This is a genomic window from Terriglobus albidus, from assembly GCF_008000815.1.
In the GTDB taxonomy this organism is placed as follows: domain Bacteria; phylum Acidobacteriota; class Terriglobia; order Terriglobales; family Acidobacteriaceae; genus Terriglobus; species Terriglobus albidus_A.
In genome coordinates this window covers 3808182-3827368 of the sequence record NZ_CP042806.1, presented here as the reverse complement: position 1 = coordinate 3827368, position 19187 = coordinate 3808182, and the positions used below count along the sequence as shown (strand labels likewise).

Genomic DNA, 19187 nt, shown 5'->3' with positions numbered 1-19187 from the left:
GTCGGTGGTCGTACGGACGTGCGCGGAACTTGCATTTGTCGAACCCTACTCAACGACGTGGAGCGTAAGAGCCATCTGGCCGTGGCCGGTCCCACAAAAGATGAAGCACTGACCGGTGAAATCACCGACCTTTTCGGGAGTAAATGAAAGTGTTGCGGGGGTCCCTTTGTTGATCTGGACCTTCTGATCCAGGTCGGCAAACTGGAGCCCGTGAGTGACATCACTGCTTTGAATTACGAGTTCGACCGGTTCACCCTTTTTGACCGTGATCTCTGACGGAGAAAACTCAAAGCGCTTTGCTGAAATTTCGATACGGTGCGGCTCAGTGCCCGCGTGAATCGGGCGGAATGAGAGCGCAGACATCAGTGTGAAAGAAGTAAGAAGGATCCACTTAAATTTCATCGGCTATCGGCTCCTGCAACGATCGTCAGTGAAAGATCATCCACAACGGGGATCCTTCGATTCGTTGACTCTAGTTAGCCGCTAAAACAGTGTTGTCATGTGTCTGTCAGGTGATTGTCAGGGAAATGTTGGGTGCCATGGTGACAATGCTTTGACAAAGCGGCGACGAACCCGGGACACATTCGGGAACGTGTCTCGGTATCGTCGGCCTCATGCAAAGTGTGAAGCGTTGGATACCCATCCATAGGGTGCTTTGTTATCTCGTCCTGTCGGCGTTGTTTCCCGGGATAGCGCTGCTGGCACAGACGACGCCTATTATTTCGGGAGGCGGGGGCATGTTCGTCAGCCGGAATGGCGGCCAGAACAGCTACTTTCCGGTCATCTCTCCGCTCGCCGCTGTGCCTCTCGGCGATCATGTGCTGGTTGAAACCAGGGCGACTATTCTGGAGTCGTTCACCGCGAATGGACATGGCTACGACACGTCACACTATGCCGCGCTGACCTATCTCCAGGGAGACTTCCTTGTTTCTCCTCATCTCACGGTTGTAGCGGGCAGCTATCTAACCCCGTTTGGTACGTATAACGAGAGGCTGACACCCATCTGGATCGGCAATTTTCAAAATGGCCCGCTGATTCTTCCGCTTGGAACCATGGCCAGCTCGGGCACGGGTGGCATGGTGCGCGGCTCTGCAGTCTCCCGCTCTTCTTTCTCCATCGACTACGCTGCGTATTTCTCGGCCCGGAGCGGGAATGAACAGTTCCTCGCGCAGCGGTCCTCGGGCGGGCGTGTCTCTGTCTATCTTCCGAAGCAGCGGTTGGAGCTTGGTACGTCGTACGGCCGGCTGCTTCAGGGGCAACAGGCCAACTTTCAGGGAGTTCATCTCTGGTGGGAGCCTGCGAATACCGGAGTCCGGTTCCGGTCAGAGTATGCGCATGGGGCACACTCCTCCGGATACTGGTTCGAAGCTGAAATGCGGCCAATCTTCTGGGGCGGAGAGAACAGTTGGGTAGGCCGCTTTCAGCCGGCTTTTCGGATGCAGCAGACCTTCCGCAATAAACCCGATTCCTCGGATGGCCTGCCAGGTGTGAATACGCGGTTGGCAGACTTCGGACTCGCCTACAACCTTCCGCACGAGGTCCGGTTGCGGGCAAGCTATTCACGGCAATTTTCAACTGCCGGTGACAAGAACATCTGGGCGGCGAATATGACTTACCGGTTTTTATTCCCGGCATGGAAGGGGAAGAAGTAATGCACACCAGACGAAATGGAATCCTGGCCTTCCTGCTTGCCATTGCTTTGCCGTGCTTTGCGCAGCAGCAGCCGCCCGCCACCCCCGCCAAGCCGAAACCAAAGCGTACGCCCAGCGCAGGGGAACTTGTCTTTCAGCAGAACTGCTCGCGTTGTCACAACGCGCCACAGGGTTTTTCGCCGCGAATCTCTGGAACGATCGTGAGGCACATGCGGGTGCGGGCATCGCTCAGCAAGAAGGATGAAGAGGCTTTGCTGCGCTTCTTCAATCCGTAAGCTTCCACTCTGCCGACGTGGCTACGAATTAGAGCATTCTTCCTGTTGCTGGGTATCCCGGGAGGAGCGGGCAGCGGCGTTTTCATTGAGGAAACGCCCATAGATGCACAAGCCCTGCGCTACACCTACAGGAAAAATGCTCTAGTAGATCTCATGATCTGACGGGCCATAAGGCTGACCGAACTTGTTCAGATGCTGTGTGGGTTGAGGGTGTTCAATCGCAATATCGCCGAGGTTGACGTTCTCCGCGGCGATGTGGACGCGCCTGGTGTAGCGGTCGAGTGTCGGCTGGCGTTCGCCTTCTACCCACACACGCATCTCATACTCTCCTTCAGGGAGTCCTATAAGACGAAACTGCCCGCCGGCATCGGCGATGCCATAGTATGGCGTGCTGAGTGAGATAACGACTGCCGACATCTCCGGATGGATATTGCAGAAGATGTATGAGATACCTTCGCGAGAGAAGTTAACCGAGCGGCTCGAGTTCGCTTCGTAGAGGCCCAGGTCAAATCGCTTGCCATCGAAGAGCGAGAAGACGTTGTGAAAGAACGGGTCTGCGTTGGGGAAGGTCACGTTCCCGCCTACAGGAACTACTACAAGATGAGGCGAGAAAGTTTTGTTCTTCTGAAGCATGACCGGGTTGGGTCCGGCAGGGAACGGAGGCGGTGTGAAGCTTAGTGGTTTGAGCCAAAGCACGGCTGGAGGAAGCTTTGCCGGTCGTTTCGCTGACGCTGCGTCTGTAAGGCGCAACCGCGCGGTTGCCTCTGATGCCTGAGCGGAGGGCAATGTGTATGCGACAAGGCAGACGGCTGCGATGTTGCGAAGAATGGCGCCGATAGTCATCAGAATCGATAAGCCCCTGAGAGTCCAATTGCGTCGCTTGCATAGCGGTCGCGGCTTGGGAAAGTTGATTGCAGCCGTTTGTACTCGAGTGAGAATTGCAGGTAGGCATTCGGGCTGTAGATCGTATTCAGCATGACTGTGCTGTTGCGTGTCAGCCCGGAATATGAGGGAGCCGACGAACTGGCCGTCCGGGAGCGGATCTGCTTACTGAAGGGGTTATCGAGGCCATAGGCAAGGTTGGTTTCAAAACGGCCGGTCTTGATGGCAAGCTGAGCCCACCCACCGACATCGTCGATTGGCCGAAGTGCAGTGGCCCCTTCGTAATCACGATAGATGAAGTCGGCATAGCCACCACCGCCAAGTCCGCCCAATGCCTGCCCACGGTAGGCATTCGAGGTAAGCAGAAGGTACTTCCCAAGAGGAAGATGGAGATCGGCCGTAGCCGCCCACGCATCGAACCGACTTCCATCGGCGGCGCGATGCGGGCTGAAGTAACCGCCAAGTCCGAACCGCGTTTCGCGGTCGGCCGGGCCAAAGCTGCTGCCGGCGCGGAACTGAACACCCGGCCATCTGCTTCGCTCTGCCAGTGTAGAAGCCGACCCGCTAGTAGCCGAGGGCAGCAGTGGATCACCAACGTCGATAAAAGCCGTCTGTAGCGTGAGCTTCGACGTCGGCGATAGAGGGATCGACTGGCTAACGCCAACCTGCGGATTCCATGTCCACAGATTTCCAGACCACGAGAGCGCGGGAACGGCTACCGAGGCCAAAGAGGTTGGTGCATCGGGAACAAGTATCGTCCGATCGTACGAGAAGAATGCCTCGGTATTCTTCCAGTCCAGGGAAGCCCGGGCGGTGCGAAGACGGATAAGACCTCCCGCGGAGTATTCGGAATTTGTAGCGGAGCCAAAAAAGTCTGTCCGGATCTGAGCTCGGCTGGTCGCGCCAAAGAGATGCGGCCCGCGTGCATCGATGCCAAGTACCGTCTGACGCATGGTAAAGCCAGTGGTTCCACCACCTCGCAGGGCGTAGGTCGGAGTGGCCGGAACGTCGACACGGTGTGTGTTAACAAAAGTATTGAAGAGCACCAGGCCGGTGACTGAGACCGGATATTTCGATTCGGACTCAACCTTCAACGAATCGTGGGTGGCGACCGCAGATTCCAGTGCGTCAACACGCTCTTCGAGGGTTGGCGTTGCAGCAGGCTGAGAGGGTGGTGTCCCGCCTGAAGTTGCAGGAGCCCCTGATGCGGCAAGCTGTTGCTTCAGTTCCGCGAGCTGTCGCTGCATCTCCTGAAGCTGCTTCTGATATTCCTCCACCTGCGACTGTACCTGCGTGATGGTCATTGAAAGACGAGTGATTTTTTGCTCCGGCGTCTCCTGCGCTTGAGAAGGGTTTCCAGGCGCAGGAGATTGCGCCCCGCTCGTAGATGACAGCAGCGCGAAAACCAGGATCATGCTCAGCAGTTTGAGGGTTTCGCGCGTCATAGGGTCAATACCCCATGCCGTGCAGGTGAGGCTCCGTCGGCAGAGTGCAGGGTGCGAGAAATCGAAAAAAGGAACGTCGTTGAACCGGCACGTCCGTCCACAAGTCGCACCTCGCCCTCGTGTTCTCGCGCAACGGTCCATGCCAGGGTAAGTCCCAGGCCTGTACCCTTCTGACGCCCTTCGCTCACAAAAGGTGCGAAGAGATTGTCGCGGATGCTTGCCGGGACGCCGGGGCCGGAGTCGACAATGCTAGCCGTGACGGTTTGCGGAGTCGCTGTCAGCGTAAGAGAGACACTGCGCGTCGTAGGGCTCTGCCTTGCTGACTGGCAGGCATTGAGCAACAGGTTGTATAGAGCGCGTTCGATCTGGCGGCCATCCACGGCCGCGGTGGTGTCCGTCGCGTTATTGATAAAGGTGACGGTGACTCCATCAGAGTCAGGGTGCGATTTGACCAGAGTGATCGCACGTTCTGCAATCACCTCCACCGATGCCGTTGTTCGCAGCAGGGCATTGCCGGTGCGGCCGAAGATGAGCAGCGAGTCCAGCATCTCCGTGGTGCCCTGGACAGCGAGCCGGATCTCTTCATAAAGCTCGTTTCTCTCTGCCTCCGATAGATTCGGGGATGCCAGAAACTCCGCGTTGGCGTAAACGGCTGCAAGGTAATGTCTCAGGTCATGGGAGATGGATGCAGCCATGCGGCCGATCGTGGCCAGTCGCTCAGCCTCCAGTAGCTTGGAGTTGGTCGTCTGTATCTGCTCGCGCATCTGCGCAAAGGTCTTGCTTAGAAAGCGGACCTCCTGTGTCCCGTTGGAGGGTAAGGCATAGGTGTCATTTCCAGTGCCGAAGGCACGAACACCCGAGGTGAGTCGCTCAATGGGACTGGTAAGCATGCGCGACAGCAGGAGCATCAAGATGGTGCCACCGGCGAGGGCAATGGCTCCCGCCAGTGCCACCAGACGATTGATCTGTTTTTCGGCGGCGTCCGTCTGCGCAAATGACTTCAGCATGACAAGCCGCAGCGGTGCATTCTCGCTGGAATCGAAGTCTTTCGTGATCGCCAGATAGCGTTCACCGTTCAGAACCGCCGGAACCGGAGCAGATGCTCCAATGATGGTCTGCAGCGCGCCAGAGATTCTGGTAGCTCGCGCATCCGGCAGGCTGCTGGCGATGAGCTGAGAGCCGTGGAAGACCGCGGCGTCGGAGCCGGCGCTACTGGCTACATCCTGCAGAAGCTCGTGGTCGATTGCATAACCGCTGATGACGTAGCCAAGAAGCGTTCCTGTCGCCTGATCGCCAAAGTAGATCGGCGTCGTTGCGTATTCGTAAAGATCGGAACCCGCAAGCAGAAGATGCTGCGATGGATCTGAAAATTTCTGCTGCAGAGCAGGTAGCAGTTGTGCTGAGGTCTGGTGGGTATTGAGGGCCAAAATGTTGCCGTCCCGGTCCGCAAGTGCGAACAGGTCATTGCCGCTCACCTTCCAGAACGGGACTGAGCCATCGGCCACTGTCTGCTGATGCCGGGTTGTCATCAGCGCCTTCAGGCTGGGAAGATCGGCAATCAGCGCATTGGCTCTGCGCAGGCTGAGCAGCTTTTGCGTTTGCAGCTTCTGGAAGAGGTCGACAGAGCGATAAAGATCAGCCGAAAATGCCGCCTGGGCGTGTTGTTGGAGACGGCCGCGAATAATGAGGAGACTTGCGGAGGTCGATCCCGCAATGACGAGGACCAGCGAGGCAAGCAGAAGGACGCGGGTACGAATGCCTGGCGTGTCTTTCGTTAACATTTTCAATCTCAGACCTACGGTACGAATTTATACCCTGCGCCGTAGACCGTCTGAAAATGTTGGGGCTCCGCAAAATTGACTTCGAGTTTCTGGCGAAGTTTTAGAAGCTGATTGTCGACGGTCCGCGTCGTTGGATACGAATTGTACCCCCACACTTCGTTCAGCAGCTCCTCGCGGCTGAGCACACGTTCCGCATGTTCGACAAAGTACTTCAAAAGCTTGAATTCGTGGGCTGTCAGTGTGACAGGCTGGCCCGCGCGGTGAGCGGTCATGCGAGCAAAATCAATGGTGCAATCCCCAAAGGTATAGGTAGTGACTGTACTTGGCTTCTGCTGGCGGCGAAGCGCAACCTGTAGCCTGGCCGTCAGCTCCCTTGGAGAGAAGGGTTTGGTGACGTAATCATCCGCACCCAATTCCAGGAGAAGAACCTTGTCCGCGACTTCATTGATGGCAGAGACAACGATGATCGGTGTCTCCGGGCGTTCCGCCTTCATCGTCTTGCAGAGATCTCGTCCAGTGATGTTGGGTAAGACAAGGTCCAGGATGACGGCTGATGGCCGAATGCTGTGGAAGGCGTCGAGGCCCGTCTTGCCATCACCACAGACTGTCACGCTATATCCAAGCTCACGGAAGGTCCTGTGGAGGACCTTTTGCATACGCGGATCATCTTCGACAACCAGGATATGCGTGCGAGTCGGCATCACAACGGGGGGCTGAGTCAATTCTTGAGTTCCCATCTGAAGCATGGGGTAATTGTCACTCTGAAAAACCCCACGTCCGCCAAAAAGGTAGCAAAGTGACAATCTTGTGACAAGGGGGAGACCGGACTAAGTCATTTCGGCTCAACGCAGGCTATGCAGATACTGCTCAAGGTGATGGATGGCATCTGCGAACAAGCTGTAGGTGAGTCGGATAACCGGCGCCTCCCGTAACAGCCGATCTACTGCCGTATGCTGCGGTTCGCGTATGCCGGACCAGTGCTGCCTGATAAAGGAACGGGCGTGGCCGGAGGGAAGGGGAAGAATCGCCGGAGGACCGTAAGCTACCCGGTCGAGAAAAACAAGGAGGGCTACCGAAGTTCGTGGCTGGGTTCTGATGCCCTTGAGCTGCGTTACCGGCACTTCCATCGACGGTTTTCCGGCTGCCCGCGGGGTGATCTCACAATGACGCAGTTCCGGAAAAAGTTCACGGGCACCTGGACGAAAACGAAATTGATTGCAGTTGCCGACAATGGTGGAAGGCGATTGCTGCAACAGGAGATAGGAGGCATCGTCGGAGGTGTAACGCCAACCGGAGCGGGCGCAGGCATACGCGAAGGAGGATTTTCCCGCCGCGGATTCGCCGCACAGCAGGACTCCGTGGTCTTGCGTAGAAACGCAGGCTGCATGGATGGGAACACAGTAGCGTGTCGAAATCATTGTCAGAGCCGCAGCTTCCAGAAAAAAATAGCGCAGATACGAACGCGATGTTAACGCCGCTGTCGAGATACAGATCTGCGAATCGCCTGTCTCCATATCTGAAAGCAGCACATTGGAAGAGTCTGCAATATGCATGCCGACATGTCCGAGTGAGCGAAAGACAGGCGCCGGAGGGCAGATGGTATCTCCGTTCTCTACGACGGTCACCGCAATATGAATCGGGTCATCGGCAAAGATGGCAGCAGACGAGCTCCAGCTTTCGGCGGCTGCTCTCTCCACTTCAGGATGATTCGTGGTGAGATCGATGGCAAAGCCAAGACAGTTGAAACGCCGGCGGATGTGCAGCTCCGGGCCGTGTACCAGATGACCGTCCTGAAGAGGTGCGGCTGTTTCAAATCCAAGTTGGGCGATCGGTAGACTCATTGCGGGTTGCGTCGAAGATCAGTATGAAGTGGCGGATTCGCCAAATTGTTGGTCGAATGTCATCTTCTTGTCTGCGGTGGCTAACACCTTCAAAACTGAGATACTTTGAGTGATTCAAGCACCGGGGTCGCCAGAGTCTGGCCGCTTGCTGTACATTTCTTTGTGGGTCGAACTTTATCGGCACTCCACACATGTGTCACGGTTTGTATGTCTGAAGCGATCGGGATAGAAACGATTCTCAACAGCGATCTGTCGCTGCTTCAGGCAGTGAAGACGCACTCGCGCGGTCCTGAGGGAGCGCTGCCGATAACGCCGGAAATGCTGGTGCGGCAGCCATCGGGCAATCTCTTCGGCCTGTCCCAGAATGCCGGCATGGGCTGGGAGCCCGGGCGGCTGAATGATCCTGAATATCTCATCCTGAGCACGCACGGCGGCGTGCGCGCGGCGGACGGGACGCCCATTGCGCTTGGCTTTCATACCGGCCACTGGGAGGTGGGCCTGCTGGTGACAGAGGCCGCCCGTGAGCTAAGAAACCTACACGCTACGCCCTTTGCCGGTGCATGCACCGACCCCTGCGATGGCAGGACCCAGGGAACCGACGGCATGATGGATTCGCTGCCGTATCGGAACGATGCGGCCGTCGTGCTGCGCCGCCTGATGCGCTCATTGCCAACACGTCGTGGTGTGCTTGGTGTGGCTACCTGCGACAAGGGGCTGCCGGCAATGATGATGGCGCTCGCGTCTTCTGGAACCTATCCCAGTGTTCTGATTCCAGGTGGAGTCACACTTCTGCCCGAGAATGGCGAAGACGCCGGCAAAGTACAGACCATCGGGGCACGCTATTCCCAGCATCAGATCACGCTGGAGTATGCCGCAGAGATGGGTTGTCGGGCCTGTGCCTCACCGGGAGGCGGATGCCAGTTTCTCGGTACAGCCGCGACCTCACAGGCGGTTGCCGAAGCGATGGGGCTCAGCCTGCCGCACACTGCGCTTGCTCCCTCGGGTCAGGATATCTGGCTCGATGCCGCCACACGCAGCGCGCGGGCCATGCTGCGGATGACGGCGCACGGCATCGGCACACGCGATGTGCTGACTGACGCTGCCATCCGCAACGCAATGGTAGTTCATGCCGCGATTGGAGGATCCACCAACCTGCTGCTGCATATTCCGGCCGTTGCCTACTCCGCAGGGCTTCGCCGCCCAACCGTTGAGGACTGGACGCATACGAACCGCAGCGTTCCTCGCCTGGTTGATGCTTTACCCAATGGCCCCAGAAACTTCGCCACGGTTCAGGTTTTTCTGGCAGGTGGTGTCCCAGAGGTGATGCTGCAGCTGCGGAACGCCGGCCTGCTCGATCTCACCGCGATGACGGCGAGCGGTACAACTCTTGGCGAAAACCTGGAATGGTGGGAACAGAGCGATCGCAGGCGCATTCTGAAGCAGCGCCTGCGCGATCTGGATGGAGTCGATGCCGACGACGTGATCATGTCGCCTGACCGGGCACGTTCTACCGGGCTCACATCGACTGTCTGTTTCCCCTCCGGCAACCTCACACCGGATGGAAGCGTGATCAAGAGCACCTCGATCGATCCGGCGTTGATCGATGCCGATGGTGTGTATCGCCATACAGGTCCTGCGAGAGTCTTCCTGACAGAAGAAGCTGCGATAGCCGCCATCAAGCAGGGAAACATCGGCGAAGGCGATGTGATGGCGTTGATCTGTAGCGGCCCCAAAGGAGCGGGCATGCAGGAGATCTATCAGATCACCTCAGCGCTCAAGAATCTGCAGTACTGCCGCCATGTCGCCGTGATTACGGATGCACGATTCAGCGGCGTATCGACGGGGGCATGCATCGGCCACGTATCTCCGGAGGCGCTTGCAGGCGGCCCGGTTGGCAAGTTGCGGGACGGCGACACGATCGAGATCGTGATCGATCGCAAACAACTTCACGGCTCCGTGAACCTGATCGGTGAAGGAGACGAATGCTTCACCCCGGAAGAGGGAGCAAGGCGGCTTGCGGCGCGCTCACCCCGGCCTGATCTTGCACAGCATCCAGGTCTACCTTCCGACACGCGTCTGTGGGCGGCACTGGTGCAGGCCAGCGGTGGTGTGTGGGGCGGCTGTGTCTATGACGTTGATGCAATCCTGCAAAAGCTGCAGGGATAACAGGAGAAGGCAATGAGACTTTATCGCACGTCGGCCGGGGCTTTCGTTGAGGTAGATCAGACGTTTTATTCAGTAGCGGCAACCAGCTGGGATGAACTACTAACCTCCCCCGAATTGCAACAGCGTGCCAAGGCGGCTACGCAGAGTGGAGGGCGCGCTTCACTCGATGGATTGACGGTGCTGGCTCCGGTGGAGAGCCAGGAGGTCTGGGCCTCTGGCGTGACCTACTATCGCAGCCGCAGCGCGCGCATGGAGGAGTCGAAGGATGCAGGTGGTGGTGACTTTTACGATCGCGTCTACCATGCTGAGCGCCCGGAGCTCTTTTTCAAATCCGCAGGGAAGCGCGCTGTTGGTTCGGGCAGTGCGGTGCGTATTCGCCGCGATGCCACATGGTCGGTGCCAGAGCCGGAGCTCGTCATGCTGCTGACTCCCAAAGGTGAGATTGCGGGCTACACCATCGGCAACGATATGAGCTCACGCGATATCGAAGGTCAGAACCCTCTCTATCTGCCGCAGGCGAAGAACTACGACGGCGCCTGCGCTCTGGGACCGTGCATCCTGCTGGCGACGGAGCCAATTGCGAAGTCCACCAGAATTTCGATCTCGATCCTCCGTGGCGGACAGGCCCTCTTCACAGGAGAAACCTCGATGGCGGAGATGAAACGTGAGTTGAAAGAGCTTGCCGGGTATCTCTTCCGTGAGTGCAGCTTCCCGGACGGTGTGTTCCTGATGACGGGCACGGGCGTGGTGCCACCGGACAACTTCACGTTGGAATCGGGCGATGGAATCCGCATCACGATTGATGGCATTGGAACCCTCGAAAATCACGTCGCCTGAGCTGCGACAATGTCGAGTAACGGGCCGGCGATTGCCGGCCCTTCCTTATTTGAAGTGCCTATTGCCGCTCCTGTGGGAAGCCGAAGGCATATAGCGTGTTGTCCGCTGTGCCGAAGTACACCTGTCCATTGCTGGCAGAGAGGCCGCTGGTTGTGACATAAGACGCTACCGACGTACCGCTATCCCACAGCTTCTTTCCTGTCGTTCCATCCAGGGCGTACAGCGTGGCCGGCTTCCCAGCCTTTCCCTTCGACAGTGCAAAGACCACTCCGTTGATGATTGCAGGCTGAGCCGGTGCGTCGAGGTCCGGCGAGCTCCATCCCGTGGAGACGCTTATTTTGTCGCCATCGAGTGTTAGCTTCAACGCCTGCACCGTGCCTTTGGCGGCATCTTTGTCCGTCACCAGCAACCAGCGTGCGCCGGCGGCATCGTCGTAGGTGGCAAGCGCCGTAGGCTTGCCTTGCACGTCTGCCATTCCCAGCAGGTCGCCGGTCGCTGTATCGAATATGGCGATCTTGCTGTCAGTCGTGCCGGCAGCAGCGACCTCCTTATCCTTCAGCTTGAAGAGCATGGCTCCAGTTACGAAAGACGACGTCTGTGTGGATAACACCTTCGCCTCCAGAGATTTCGGCTCCAGTTGTACCAGTGACTTTCCTGCAGTCACATACAGCTTGCCTTTGGATGAAAGCGCCGGCGCCGCTGGAAGCTCTCCATCTGCTTTCCAACTTTGAACGGCTTTGCTCTCTGTATCGAGGGCAAAGACCTGGTTCGCTCCCGCGCAGCCCTGCAGAGAGGCCGCATAGACCACTCCGTTTACCAGAGCGACATCGGATGCCCGGCTGCCTGCAGGAAGAAATGGGATCGGTTTTTCGACTTCCTTCCCATTCGACTGCCCCAGGCCATGCAGCATACCGTCGGAGGTGATGAAATAGACCGGAAGAGGCCTTCCGAAGGCCCCACCCGGCGCCATAATGCTCGCCGGTATCGCCGGAGCGGCAGAGGCGGCGCTGGTTCCTGTACGAGACGAGGTCGAAGGCGGCGGAGCTCCAAAGCCTGGGCCGACAGCATCCGCAGGGTATCCCTCGCCCGGTTTGCCCTTCGAGCTGTGATATGCCGGCCGTGATCCCCCAAGTCCGCGTCCCGGAGCACCTGGAGCTAAAGGCGTGTTGCGTCCCGGTGAGCTTACACCTGCCGTTGTACACGCGGTGGCCCCGCCGACAATGGGAAAGCTGACCTCCCAATAAGGACGGCCGAGATCGTAGTCGAGCGCATAGATACTGTTGCCTCCGGCAGACATGAACGCGAGCTGTTTGAATCCGCGATATCCGATAAAGGTCTGCATCACCACGGCCTGACTCAGCCTGGCAGACGTTGCCGCGCTAAGCTTCTGCTTCCACAAAAATACAAAGCCCGGTTTCGCCATCGATGCCGGGCTGATGTAGCTGTCGTACTTGAGAAACGAATCACGCTGCGCATCAGCGCCGCCAGTCGTCCACTCCGGACCTCCGCGGCCGATCTGGGCTTGTGCGGCCCCGGCCGTCAGCAGGACACTCATCATCCAGGAGAGCTGTTTGCAGGTCTTCATTGGGCCACTCCAAAGCAGTACAGGTTGCCATCAAAGGTGGGGATGTATACGCGGCCATTCGCTGCCGAGATCCCGGTAAAGTGGTTCCAATTCGAGATCTGCTCTCCGCTCGACCACAGCGCCTTTCCGGTAGCTGCGTCGAGCGCATACAACGTTGCATGGCGCGATCCTTTGATGCGATCCGGCGAGCCAAGCAAGGGCCCGAAGCCTGAGGTCGTGATCTTGGGTTCATTCCAGGCCGCATCGGGAAGTGACTGGCGCGCATCCTCGCCGCTGGCATATGCCAGCATGACTCCGTTCGCGATGATGGCCTCTTCGGCGAGATCCATATCCTCGCTCATCCATACAGGCACAAGCGACCACTTGCCGTCCTTCTCTGTGATCTTGAAAGTCGCGATACCGCCATGTTTCGGCCGCCCGTATTCCACCGGCGCATGAAATTTAGGAGCAACTGGACCATAGAAGGGAACCGCCAGCCACCACGTACCCTGAGCGTCCTGCCACGTGCTCAGTGCTCCCCAGACACCTTCGCCGGCAAAGTTTGCTTCGACGTTGCACAGCAGAGGAGTATCGGCCAATACCTGGCGGTGATCGTCGCCTCCAAAGTTGTCGCGGTCGAGCAGCCAGACGCGGCACTCCTTACTGCTGCCAAGGAGCAGATGCTTGCCCTTGTAATCGATTGCTACGGGACTGACGTTGACGTCGAGGTCGCGCTTCCACATCCAGTCCGCATTCTTGGGCGCGAAGTAATCCACCAGCTCCAGGTCTTCGCTCTTGTTCAGCTTGACGCCGATGATGCCGTTCCCAAGGTGGCCATTCTCGACATCCCACTCTCCGTCGCCCGTGCCCATGTAACTGATGCCATCTGGGCTCAGCCCCACGCCACGACGTCCCCACAGGCCACCGCCGCTGGGATAGAAGACGCTCGTCACTTTGGTCTTCAGGTTATAGGCGTAACTGGCGAAGGTCAGCCCGCCACAGCCCTGCGAGACGCTTGTATAGATCACACCGTCCAACAAATTCAGCGCATAGGGCTTGCCATTGGGAGGCAGGAACTTTGCCGGAGGCACGATGTCCTTGCCGTCGGCAGCGTTGATGGTGCGCAGGCGTCCATCCCAGCTGACCGCATAGACGGTATAGTCGCCTGGTTTATCTCCGGGTGTAGCCACTGGAACCGCAGTCTGTCCTCCCGGACACAAGGTGCCTCCCCCACGGGCGCCCGGAACCGGCGTGAAAGTGGTGTCGTAGTGCACATGCCAGAGCTGGTCACCGGTCTTTCCATCCAGACCGAAAAGATCGTCCGTCACGCCGGCAACGACGGCGACTTCCTTCTTCCCGGAAGGAGTCTCCACGTTCTCCAGCAGTAGAGGAGCGAACAGGTTGTGCATCTCGCGTGGCGTGCTGTCCAGTTTGGTCTTCCAAAGCAGCTTCATGCCCTTCACGTTCTGTGGCGTGAACGACTTGTCGCCTTGTAGCCAGCCTGTCCGGCCGTTATCGACACCCTCTGTCAGGAAGTTCACCGCCCATCCGGCGGAGCAAAGGAGAAACAATGCGCCGCCCAACAGCGTAACGCTCGATCGTTTCATACGCATACGTCCTCGACCTTCGTGAAAATCTCAGAAATGTGGAGCCGTTTTCGGCAGATATTTGAGACGATTCATAAATCTACAGAAGGCGAAATCATATGCACCGCCTCATGTCTCTGGCAACAAAAAAGCAGGCCCTGAGTGAGCCTGCTTTCTGTAGATGGGAGCGACAGCGTGGGTGGTTAGACCAGTTCGCGAACTGCATCGGAGACAGCTGTCAGAGCGATCTTCCCGCGGTTCGGTTCTCCCCGCATCAGCGACTCTGCCAGCTTGGCCGCCTGGGATGGCTTGACCTTTGCCGGCATTGGCGGCGTAAAGGGATCGACCACTGCTTCCACCAAAGCAGCGCCTTGCCGTTGCAGCGCCAGCTCCAGGTCTGCGCCGCAGCGTGCCGGGTCCTCGATCGTCCGTGAGGGGATGCCGCAGCCTCGCGCAATAGTGGCAAAGTCAGCGGGGAAAAGATCACAGGCGTACTCGGGGTTACCCAGAAACACCATCTGTTCCCATTTGATCTGGCCGAGAGTGTTGTTCTTGATGACGATGATCTTGATATTCAGCTTGTACGCCGCGATGGTGATCAGTTCACCCATCAGCATGGACAGGCCGCCGTCGCCGATGATGCAGTAGACCGGCCGATCCGGATACGCGACAGCGGCTGCGATTGCATAGGGAAGGCCGCAAGCCATGCTGGCGAGATTACCGCTGCAGCTATGCTTCTGCCCGCGGAGAGCGGGGACATAACGCGCCCACCAGGTCGTAATCGTTCCTGAGTCCGAGGTAATAATCGCGTTCGCGGGAATTCGCTTGCCCAGTTCCCAGCCGACGACTTGCGGCTTCATCGGTTTATCGAGATGGGTTCCTTGCTTCTCGATCAGCTCTGCCCATTTCTGCTTACCCTTCTGGGCGCTCCGCAGGAAGCGATCGTCATGCTTCTTCAACATCGGCAGCAGGGCCTTCAAACATACCCGGGTGTCTCCCACGATGCCGACGTCGGCTGGATATCGCAGACTGATGCGCTGCGGGTCGCAGTCGATCTGGACGCACTTTGCATCGCCAGGCTTCGGCAGGAACTCAATGTAGGGGAAGGACGTACCCACCATCAGCAGCGTGTCGCAGTCTTCGAGTGCGGTCTGCGACGGCTCCGTTCCCAACAAGCCAATGCCACCTGTGGTGTAAGGACTATCATCCGGAACCGCAGCCTTGCCGAGCAGCGATTTGATGATGGGAGCTCCCAGAACTGCCGCCATACGCTCGAGTTCATCAGTCGCATGCAGTGCCCCCTGGCCGGCAAGGATAGCGATCCGCTTGCCGCGGTTCAGAATGTCGGCCGCATGCTGCAGGTCGACCTGGGAGGGAAGGTGTGCGTCAAAGGTTGGTGTTGCGGTTGAGTGATGCGGAGGATTCCGGTCAGACCGCCCTTGCCTGACCGGTTGTGTTTGGACATCGACCGGCAGGGTGAGATGCGCGACACCTCGTCTGGCCAGCGCCGTTCGGATCGCAAGGTCGGTCAGGCCTTCGATATGCGCGCCGTTCATGACCCGCTCGTTGTACTCGCAGACATCGATAAAGAGCTTATCCAGCGCGACGTCCTGCTGAGCAAAGGTTCCCAGCAAATCTGCGTGCTGCAATCCCGTGATCGCAAGGACCGGGGCATGGTCCATCTTGGCGTCATAAAGACCGTTGAGTAGATGAATTCCGCCTGGGCCGGAGGTGGCGATGCAGACGCCCAGTCTGCCAGTGAACTTGGCATAGGCGCATGCGGCAAAGGCTGCCGATTCTTCGTGCCGCACATGGATAAACCGGATGCGGTCTTTCCGCTGCCGCAACGCTTCGAAAACTCCATTGATGCCATCGCCGGGAAGACCGAAAATCGTGTCCACGCCCCAGGCGATCAGCCGTTCCACCAGTACATCCGATGTATTTGACATAAGCCCGCCCCCCTCGCGAACTCTGATGCCGCGTTCTGTGGGGCAGTTTTCCGGCTGTCGAAGGGGAAGTTCTGTTGAGCCCCATTCACCGGGAAATGCTCACCGGTGTATGGGAGGCTCCGACTTAGTACTGCGCGATGGCAGCGAAGGAGTCCGGCTTCAGGCTGGCGCCGCCGACAAGGGCTCCATCAATATTGGGCTGTTCGAGAAGCGACTTCGAGTTTTCCGGTTTGACGGAGCCACCGTAAAGAATGCGGATGTCGTTCGCAACGTCGCCCAGATGCTGTGCCATGTGGTTGCGAACGATGACGTGCGTCTCTTCAGCGATCTCAGGTGTTGCGGTCAGGCCTGTGCCGATGGCCCATACCGGCTCATACGCGATAACCAGCTTGTCTGCATGCTCTTTCGGAAAGCCGGCAAGCGCTCCGGCCAACTGGCTGGCGAGAACATCTTCTGTCTTGCCAGACTCGCGTTCATCGAGCTGCTCGCCGATGCAGAGCAGCGGTATCAGACCGTGAGAGATCGCCGCTTTCACCTTCAGGTTGATGCGCTCGTCGGTTTCGTTATCGTACTGACGGTTCTCGGAGTGCCCGATGAGCACGTGAGTCGCGCCAAGCGTGGTCAACATGACGGGCGAGGTGTGGCCAGTATAAGCACCCTCATTGGCCCAGTGCATGCTTTGCGCGCCGGCCGCGACATTGGTGCCGCGGACACGGTTGATAACTGTCGCAAGCGATGTGATGGAAGGGAAGAGCACGATCTCGTCGCGGGTATGTCCAGCCACGAGCGGCAGGAAGGCCTCGACAAAGGTCAGCGCTTCGGAAGGAGTTTTGTACATCTTCCAGTTGGCAGCGATCAGTTTTTTACGCATGGCCAACCATTTTATCGAACTGAGAATGGGTTTTGCCGAACCATCCCGGAGTGAGCAAGCAGCAATCCAATGCGTCGCTGAGCGTTATTCATGCAGAATTGCTTCCAACTAGGAGAACTATTCCCCGCGAGAAAAGAAAGCACGCGCTAGCAGATAGCCGGCCAATGCTCCGATGAGCGTACCTCCGACGACAGCAGCGGGGTTCGCGCTCGCCGTTACTCCGGCGATATTCCTCGATGATTCGTAGGAGTGGACTGCTCCCGTAATCAGCGTGCCGAGCGCGACCACACAGCCACCCAGCGCCGCTGAAATAGCTGTGGTGATCGCGATCAACAGAATTCGCATTACGTGGCTATTTGTTCGTCAGCGCTTCCACGCCAGGCAGCTTCTTGCCTTCGAGGAACTCCAGGCTGGCTCCGCCGCCGGTGGAGACGTGCGTGATCCTTTCTGTGACCTCGGCCGCATGAACCGCGGCTACTGAGTCGCCTCCGCCCACGATGCTGGTGGCGTCGTGATTCGCCGCTACGGCGCGAGCAATCGCCATGGTGCCCTTGGCGAAGGCCGGCATCTCGAAGACTCCCATCGGTCCATTCCAGACGATCGTGCGTGCATCGGTAACGACGTGCTTGAACAGTTCAATCGATTTCGGACCGATATCCAGCGCCATCCAGTCGGCAGGGAAGTCGCCCTCACCGTCGAAGATCTGTGTCTTCGCCTTGGCATCGAACTTGTCAGCCAGAACATGATCGACCGGCAGCAGGAGTTTCACCCCTTTGGCGGCTGCCTTGTCCATGGCGGCCTTGGCGACGTCGATCTTATCGGCTTCCACCAGGCTCTTACCCGTCTTCTGGCCCTTGGCATTGAGGAAGGTGTAGGCCATGCCTCCGCCGATCAACAAGGTGTCGACCTTATCGAGTAAGCTTTCGATCACGTCAATCTTGTCGGAGACTTTGGCGCCTCCAATGATCGCCGCAAATGGCTTATCGGGGTTGTGCAGAGCCTTGCCGAGATAGTTAAGCTCCTTCTCCATCAGGAGACCCGCGGCGGACTGCTGTACGTAATGCGTAATTCCCTCGGTTGAGGCATGGGCGCGGTGGGCAGCGCCAAAAGCGTCATTCACATAGACGTCGGCCAGCCTGGCCAGCTTCTTTGCGAAGGCGGGATCGTTCTTCTCCTCTTCGGCATGGAAGCGCAGGTTCTCGAGCAGGAGCACCTGCCCGCTCTCAAGCTGACGCGTCAGCTCTTCTGCGACTTCACCAACACAATCCGGAGAGAAGGCAACGTTGACCTGCTCACCCAGTGCATGATCCAGCAACTGGCGCAAGCGGTCGACGACCGGGCGCAGACTCATCTCAGGATTTACCTTGCCTTTGGGACGGCCAAGATGCGCCGCCAGAATGACCTTTGCATGGTGGCGGATGGCATATTCGATCGTGGGAAGGGTCTCACGGATACGGGTGTCGTCGGTGATCGAGTGTCCTCCGTCCGCCAGCGGAACATTAAAGTCCACGCGGATGAAGAGACGCTTGTTGTCCAAATCGAGATCGCGGATGGAGAGCTTGGCCATACTGTCTGGTGTCCTGTCTGAAAACTAGTCTGTGATGAATGCGTCGGCTTCGATTTCGATACGCCAGTCGGGATTGAGCAGTTCCTTGACGACCACCATCGTCGCCGCCGGCCGAATGCTGCCGAAGAACTCGCCATGCACGCGGCCCACCTCTTCCCAATCCGCCGTATGGGTCAGGAACATCCTGGTGCGCACCACATGCTCCAGGCGGGCGCCTGCTTTCTCCAGGGCGGTCTGAATAATTTCGAGGGTCTTACGGGTCTGAGCGGCTACGTCTTCCTTGTCAGCGCCTACCGGTCCGGTACCGGAGACATGGACGTGCCCACCGACCTTGACCGCGCGGGAGAAGCCGATGATCGGCTCATAGGGAGAAGTGCCTGCAATATTCGTGCGTGTCACTTACGGCTCCTGTTTTTGTGCGTAATTATCGGCGCCAAGAAAGTGTAACGATACGTACGGCTCTTCGCCTACTACCCAGCTATCGTGTCCCGGAGCGATGTAGAAGAGGTCCCCCGGCTTCATGACGATGACATTGCCATCATCCATGGCTGCGGTTGCCTGGCCGGAGACCACCATGCCGACATGCTCTACGTGGCAACTGGTCTGACCCGAGGGCTTACCCACGTGTTCGCTCCACTTCCATCCTGGTTCATAGGTAGCGCGGCCGATGGACATGCCACCTAGCCGCACCACCTCAAACCTGCCTTTTTCGAAGATTCGGATCTCGTCCGGCGTCTCGAATCGCTTCAGGATGACCTCAAGCGGGGCCAC

At 58.2% G+C, this 19187-nt stretch carries 18 protein-coding genes; 4 read left to right on the top strand and 14 right to left on the bottom strand.

Features of this window, described 5'->3' with window-relative positions; genetic code table 11:
- Window positions 1-45 precede the first annotated feature (45 nt).
- Window positions 46-402: a cupredoxin domain-containing protein gene (locus FTW19_RS14975; protein ID WP_147648378.1), complete on the bottom strand. Its 357-nt coding sequence runs from the start codon at window positions 400-402 to the stop codon at window positions 46-48.
- A 335-nt stretch (window positions 403-737) separates the two neighbouring features.
- On the opposite strand from FTW19_RS14975, the gene FTW19_RS14970 reads away from it, so the two are divergent.
- Window positions 738-1652, top strand: a complete 915-nt coding sequence (locus tag FTW19_RS14970) for a hypothetical protein (protein ID WP_246153322.1) — start codon at window positions 738-740, stop codon at window positions 1650-1652.
- Window positions 1652-1927, top strand: coding sequence for a hypothetical protein (locus FTW19_RS14965; protein ID WP_147648377.1), 276 nt, complete (start codon window positions 1652-1654; stop codon window positions 1925-1927). The genes FTW19_RS14970 and FTW19_RS14965 overlap by 1 nt, the downstream gene beginning before the upstream one ends.
- 141 nt (window positions 1928-2068) lie before the next feature.
- Here FTW19_RS14965 and FTW19_RS26165 read toward each other — a convergent pair whose 3' ends face one another.
- The 5 genes from FTW19_RS26165 to FTW19_RS14940 all read right to left on the bottom strand — a co-directional run bounded on the left by FTW19_RS26165 (window position 2069) and on the right by FTW19_RS14940 (window position 7876).
- Window positions 2069-2770 (bottom strand): cupredoxin domain-containing protein, encoded by a 702-nt coding sequence (locus FTW19_RS26165; RefSeq protein WP_246153321.1) that lies wholly within the window; start codon window positions 2768-2770, stop codon window positions 2069-2071.
- A complete protein-coding gene (locus tag FTW19_RS14955) occupies window positions 2770-4254 on the bottom strand; it encodes a SlyX family protein (RefSeq protein WP_246153320.1) in 1485 nt (494 codons plus the stop codon). The genes FTW19_RS26165 and FTW19_RS14955 overlap by 1 nt, the downstream gene beginning before the upstream one ends.
- A complete protein-coding gene (locus tag FTW19_RS14950; protein WP_147648376.1) occupies window positions 4251-6035 on the bottom strand; it encodes a HAMP domain-containing sensor histidine kinase in 1785 nt (594 codons plus the stop codon). Before FTW19_RS14950 ends, FTW19_RS14955 begins: the two co-directional genes overlap by 4 nt.
- Window positions 6036-6049: 14 nt before the next feature.
- Complete coding sequence (locus tag FTW19_RS14945; protein ID WP_281292458.1) at window positions 6050-6736, bottom strand: response regulator transcription factor; 687 nt, start codon at window positions 6734-6736, stop codon at window positions 6050-6052.
- Between the two features lie 141 nt (window positions 6737-6877).
- Window positions 6878-7876 carry an aldolase gene (locus tag FTW19_RS14940; RefSeq protein WP_147648374.1) on the bottom strand — a complete coding sequence of 333 codons (999 nt, stop codon included), beginning with the start codon at window positions 7874-7876 and terminating at the stop codon, window positions 6878-6880.
- A gap of 207 nt (window positions 7877-8083) precedes the next feature.
- On the opposite strand from FTW19_RS14940, the gene FTW19_RS14935 reads away from it, so the two are divergent.
- Together FTW19_RS14935 and FTW19_RS14930 are read left to right on the top strand one after the other, a co-directional pair.
- Window positions 8084-10042: a YjhG/YagF family D-xylonate dehydratase gene (locus tag FTW19_RS14935; protein WP_147648373.1), complete on the top strand. Its 1959-nt coding sequence runs from the start codon at window positions 8084-8086 to the stop codon at window positions 10040-10042.
- A 12-nt stretch (window positions 10043-10054) separates the two neighbouring features.
- Entirely contained in the window at window positions 10055-10879 is an 825-nt protein-coding gene (locus tag FTW19_RS14930; protein WP_147648372.1) for a fumarylacetoacetate hydrolase family protein, read from the top strand.
- A 58-nt stretch (window positions 10880-10937) separates the two neighbouring features.
- Here the strand turns inward: FTW19_RS14930 and FTW19_RS14925 are convergent, their stop codons facing one another.
- The 8 genes from FTW19_RS14925 to FTW19_RS14890 all read right to left on the bottom strand — a co-directional run bounded on the left by FTW19_RS14925 (window position 10938) and on the right by FTW19_RS14890 (window position 19187).
- A complete protein-coding gene (locus tag FTW19_RS14925; protein WP_147648371.1) occupies window positions 10938-12464 on the bottom strand; it encodes a PQQ-binding-like beta-propeller repeat protein in 1527 nt (508 codons plus the stop codon).
- Complete coding sequence (locus FTW19_RS14920) at window positions 12461-14050, bottom strand: PQQ-binding-like beta-propeller repeat protein (protein WP_222705462.1); 1590 nt, start codon at window positions 14048-14050, stop codon at window positions 12461-12463. Before FTW19_RS14920 ends, FTW19_RS14925 begins: the two co-directional genes overlap by 4 nt.
- Window positions 14051-14232: 182 nt before the next feature.
- Window positions 14233-15978, bottom strand: a complete 1746-nt coding sequence (locus FTW19_RS14915; RefSeq protein ID WP_147648370.1) for a thiamine pyrophosphate-dependent enzyme — start codon at window positions 15976-15978, stop codon at window positions 14233-14235.
- A gap of 124 nt (window positions 15979-16102) precedes the next feature.
- On the bottom strand, window positions 16103-16849 hold the full coding sequence (gene tpiA, locus FTW19_RS14910; RefSeq protein ID WP_147648369.1) for a triose-phosphate isomerase: 747 nt from the start codon (window positions 16847-16849) through the stop codon (window positions 16103-16105).
- Between the two features lie 117 nt (window positions 16850-16966).
- Complete coding sequence (locus tag FTW19_RS14905) at window positions 16967-17194, bottom strand: hypothetical protein (RefSeq protein ID WP_147648368.1); 228 nt, start codon at window positions 17192-17194, stop codon at window positions 16967-16969.
- A 7-nt stretch (window positions 17195-17201) separates the two neighbouring features.
- Complete coding sequence (locus FTW19_RS14900) at window positions 17202-18416, bottom strand: phosphoglycerate kinase (protein WP_147648367.1); 1215 nt, start codon at window positions 18414-18416, stop codon at window positions 17202-17204.
- 24 nt (window positions 18417-18440) lie between these two features.
- Window positions 18441-18815, bottom strand: coding sequence for a RidA family protein (locus FTW19_RS14895; RefSeq protein ID WP_147648366.1), 375 nt, complete (start codon window positions 18813-18815; stop codon window positions 18441-18443).
- Window positions 18816-19187, bottom strand: a complete 372-nt coding sequence (locus FTW19_RS14890) for a cupin domain-containing protein (protein ID WP_147648365.1) — start codon at window positions 19185-19187, stop codon at window positions 18816-18818.

Coding starts and splice junctions, on each gene's coding strand:
- FTW19_RS14925 (WP_147648371.1), bottom strand. CDS start 12,464: ATGAAGACCTGCAAACAGCTCTCCTGGATGATGAGTGTCCTGCTGACG.
- FTW19_RS14970 (WP_246153322.1), top strand. CDS start 738: ATGTTCGTCAGCCGGAATGGCGGCCAGAACAGCTACTTTCCGGTCATC.
- FTW19_RS14905 (WP_147648368.1), bottom strand. CDS start 17,194: ATGCGAATTCTGTTGATCGCGATCACCACAGCTATTTCAGCGGCGCTG.
- FTW19_RS14955 (WP_246153320.1), bottom strand. CDS start 4,254: ATGACGCGCGAAACCCTCAAACTGCTGAGCATGATCCTGGTTTTCGCG.
- FTW19_RS14920 (WP_222705462.1), bottom strand. CDS start 14,050: ATGAAACGATCGAGCGTTACGCTGTTGGGCGGCGCATTGTTTCTCCTT.
- FTW19_RS14975 (WP_147648378.1), bottom strand. CDS start 402: ATGAAATTTAAGTGGATCCTTCTTACTTCTTTCACACTGATGTCTGCG.
- FTW19_RS14930 (WP_147648372.1), top strand. CDS start 10,055: ATGAGACTTTATCGCACGTCGGCCGGGGCTTTCGTTGAGGTAGATCAG.
- FTW19_RS14900 (WP_147648367.1), bottom strand. CDS start 18,416: ATGGCCAAGCTCTCCATCCGCGATCTCGATTTGGACAACAAGCGTCTC.
- FTW19_RS14965 (WP_147648377.1), top strand. CDS start 1,652: ATGCACACCAGACGAAATGGAATCCTGGCCTTCCTGCTTGCCATTGCT.
- FTW19_RS14915 (WP_147648370.1), bottom strand. CDS start 15,978: ATGTCAAATACATCGGATGTACTGGTGGAACGGCTGATCGCCTGGGGC.
- FTW19_RS14945 (WP_281292458.1), bottom strand. CDS start 6,736: ATGCCGACTCGCACGCATATCCTGGTTGTCGAAGATGATCCGCGTATG.
- FTW19_RS14950 (WP_147648376.1), bottom strand. CDS start 6,035: ATGTTAACGAAAGACACGCCAGGCATTCGTACCCGCGTCCTTCTGCTT.
- FTW19_RS26165 (WP_246153321.1), bottom strand. CDS start 2,770: ATGACTATCGGCGCCATTCTTCGCAACATCGCAGCCGTCTGCCTTGTC.
- FTW19_RS14935 (WP_147648373.1), top strand. CDS start 8,084: ATGTCTGAAGCGATCGGGATAGAAACGATTCTCAACAGCGATCTGTCG.
- tpiA (WP_147648369.1), bottom strand. CDS start 16,849: ATGCGTAAAAAACTGATCGCTGCCAACTGGAAGATGTACAAAACTCCT.
- FTW19_RS14940 (WP_147648374.1), bottom strand. CDS start 7,876: ATGAGTCTACCGATCGCCCAACTTGGATTTGAAACAGCCGCACCTCTT.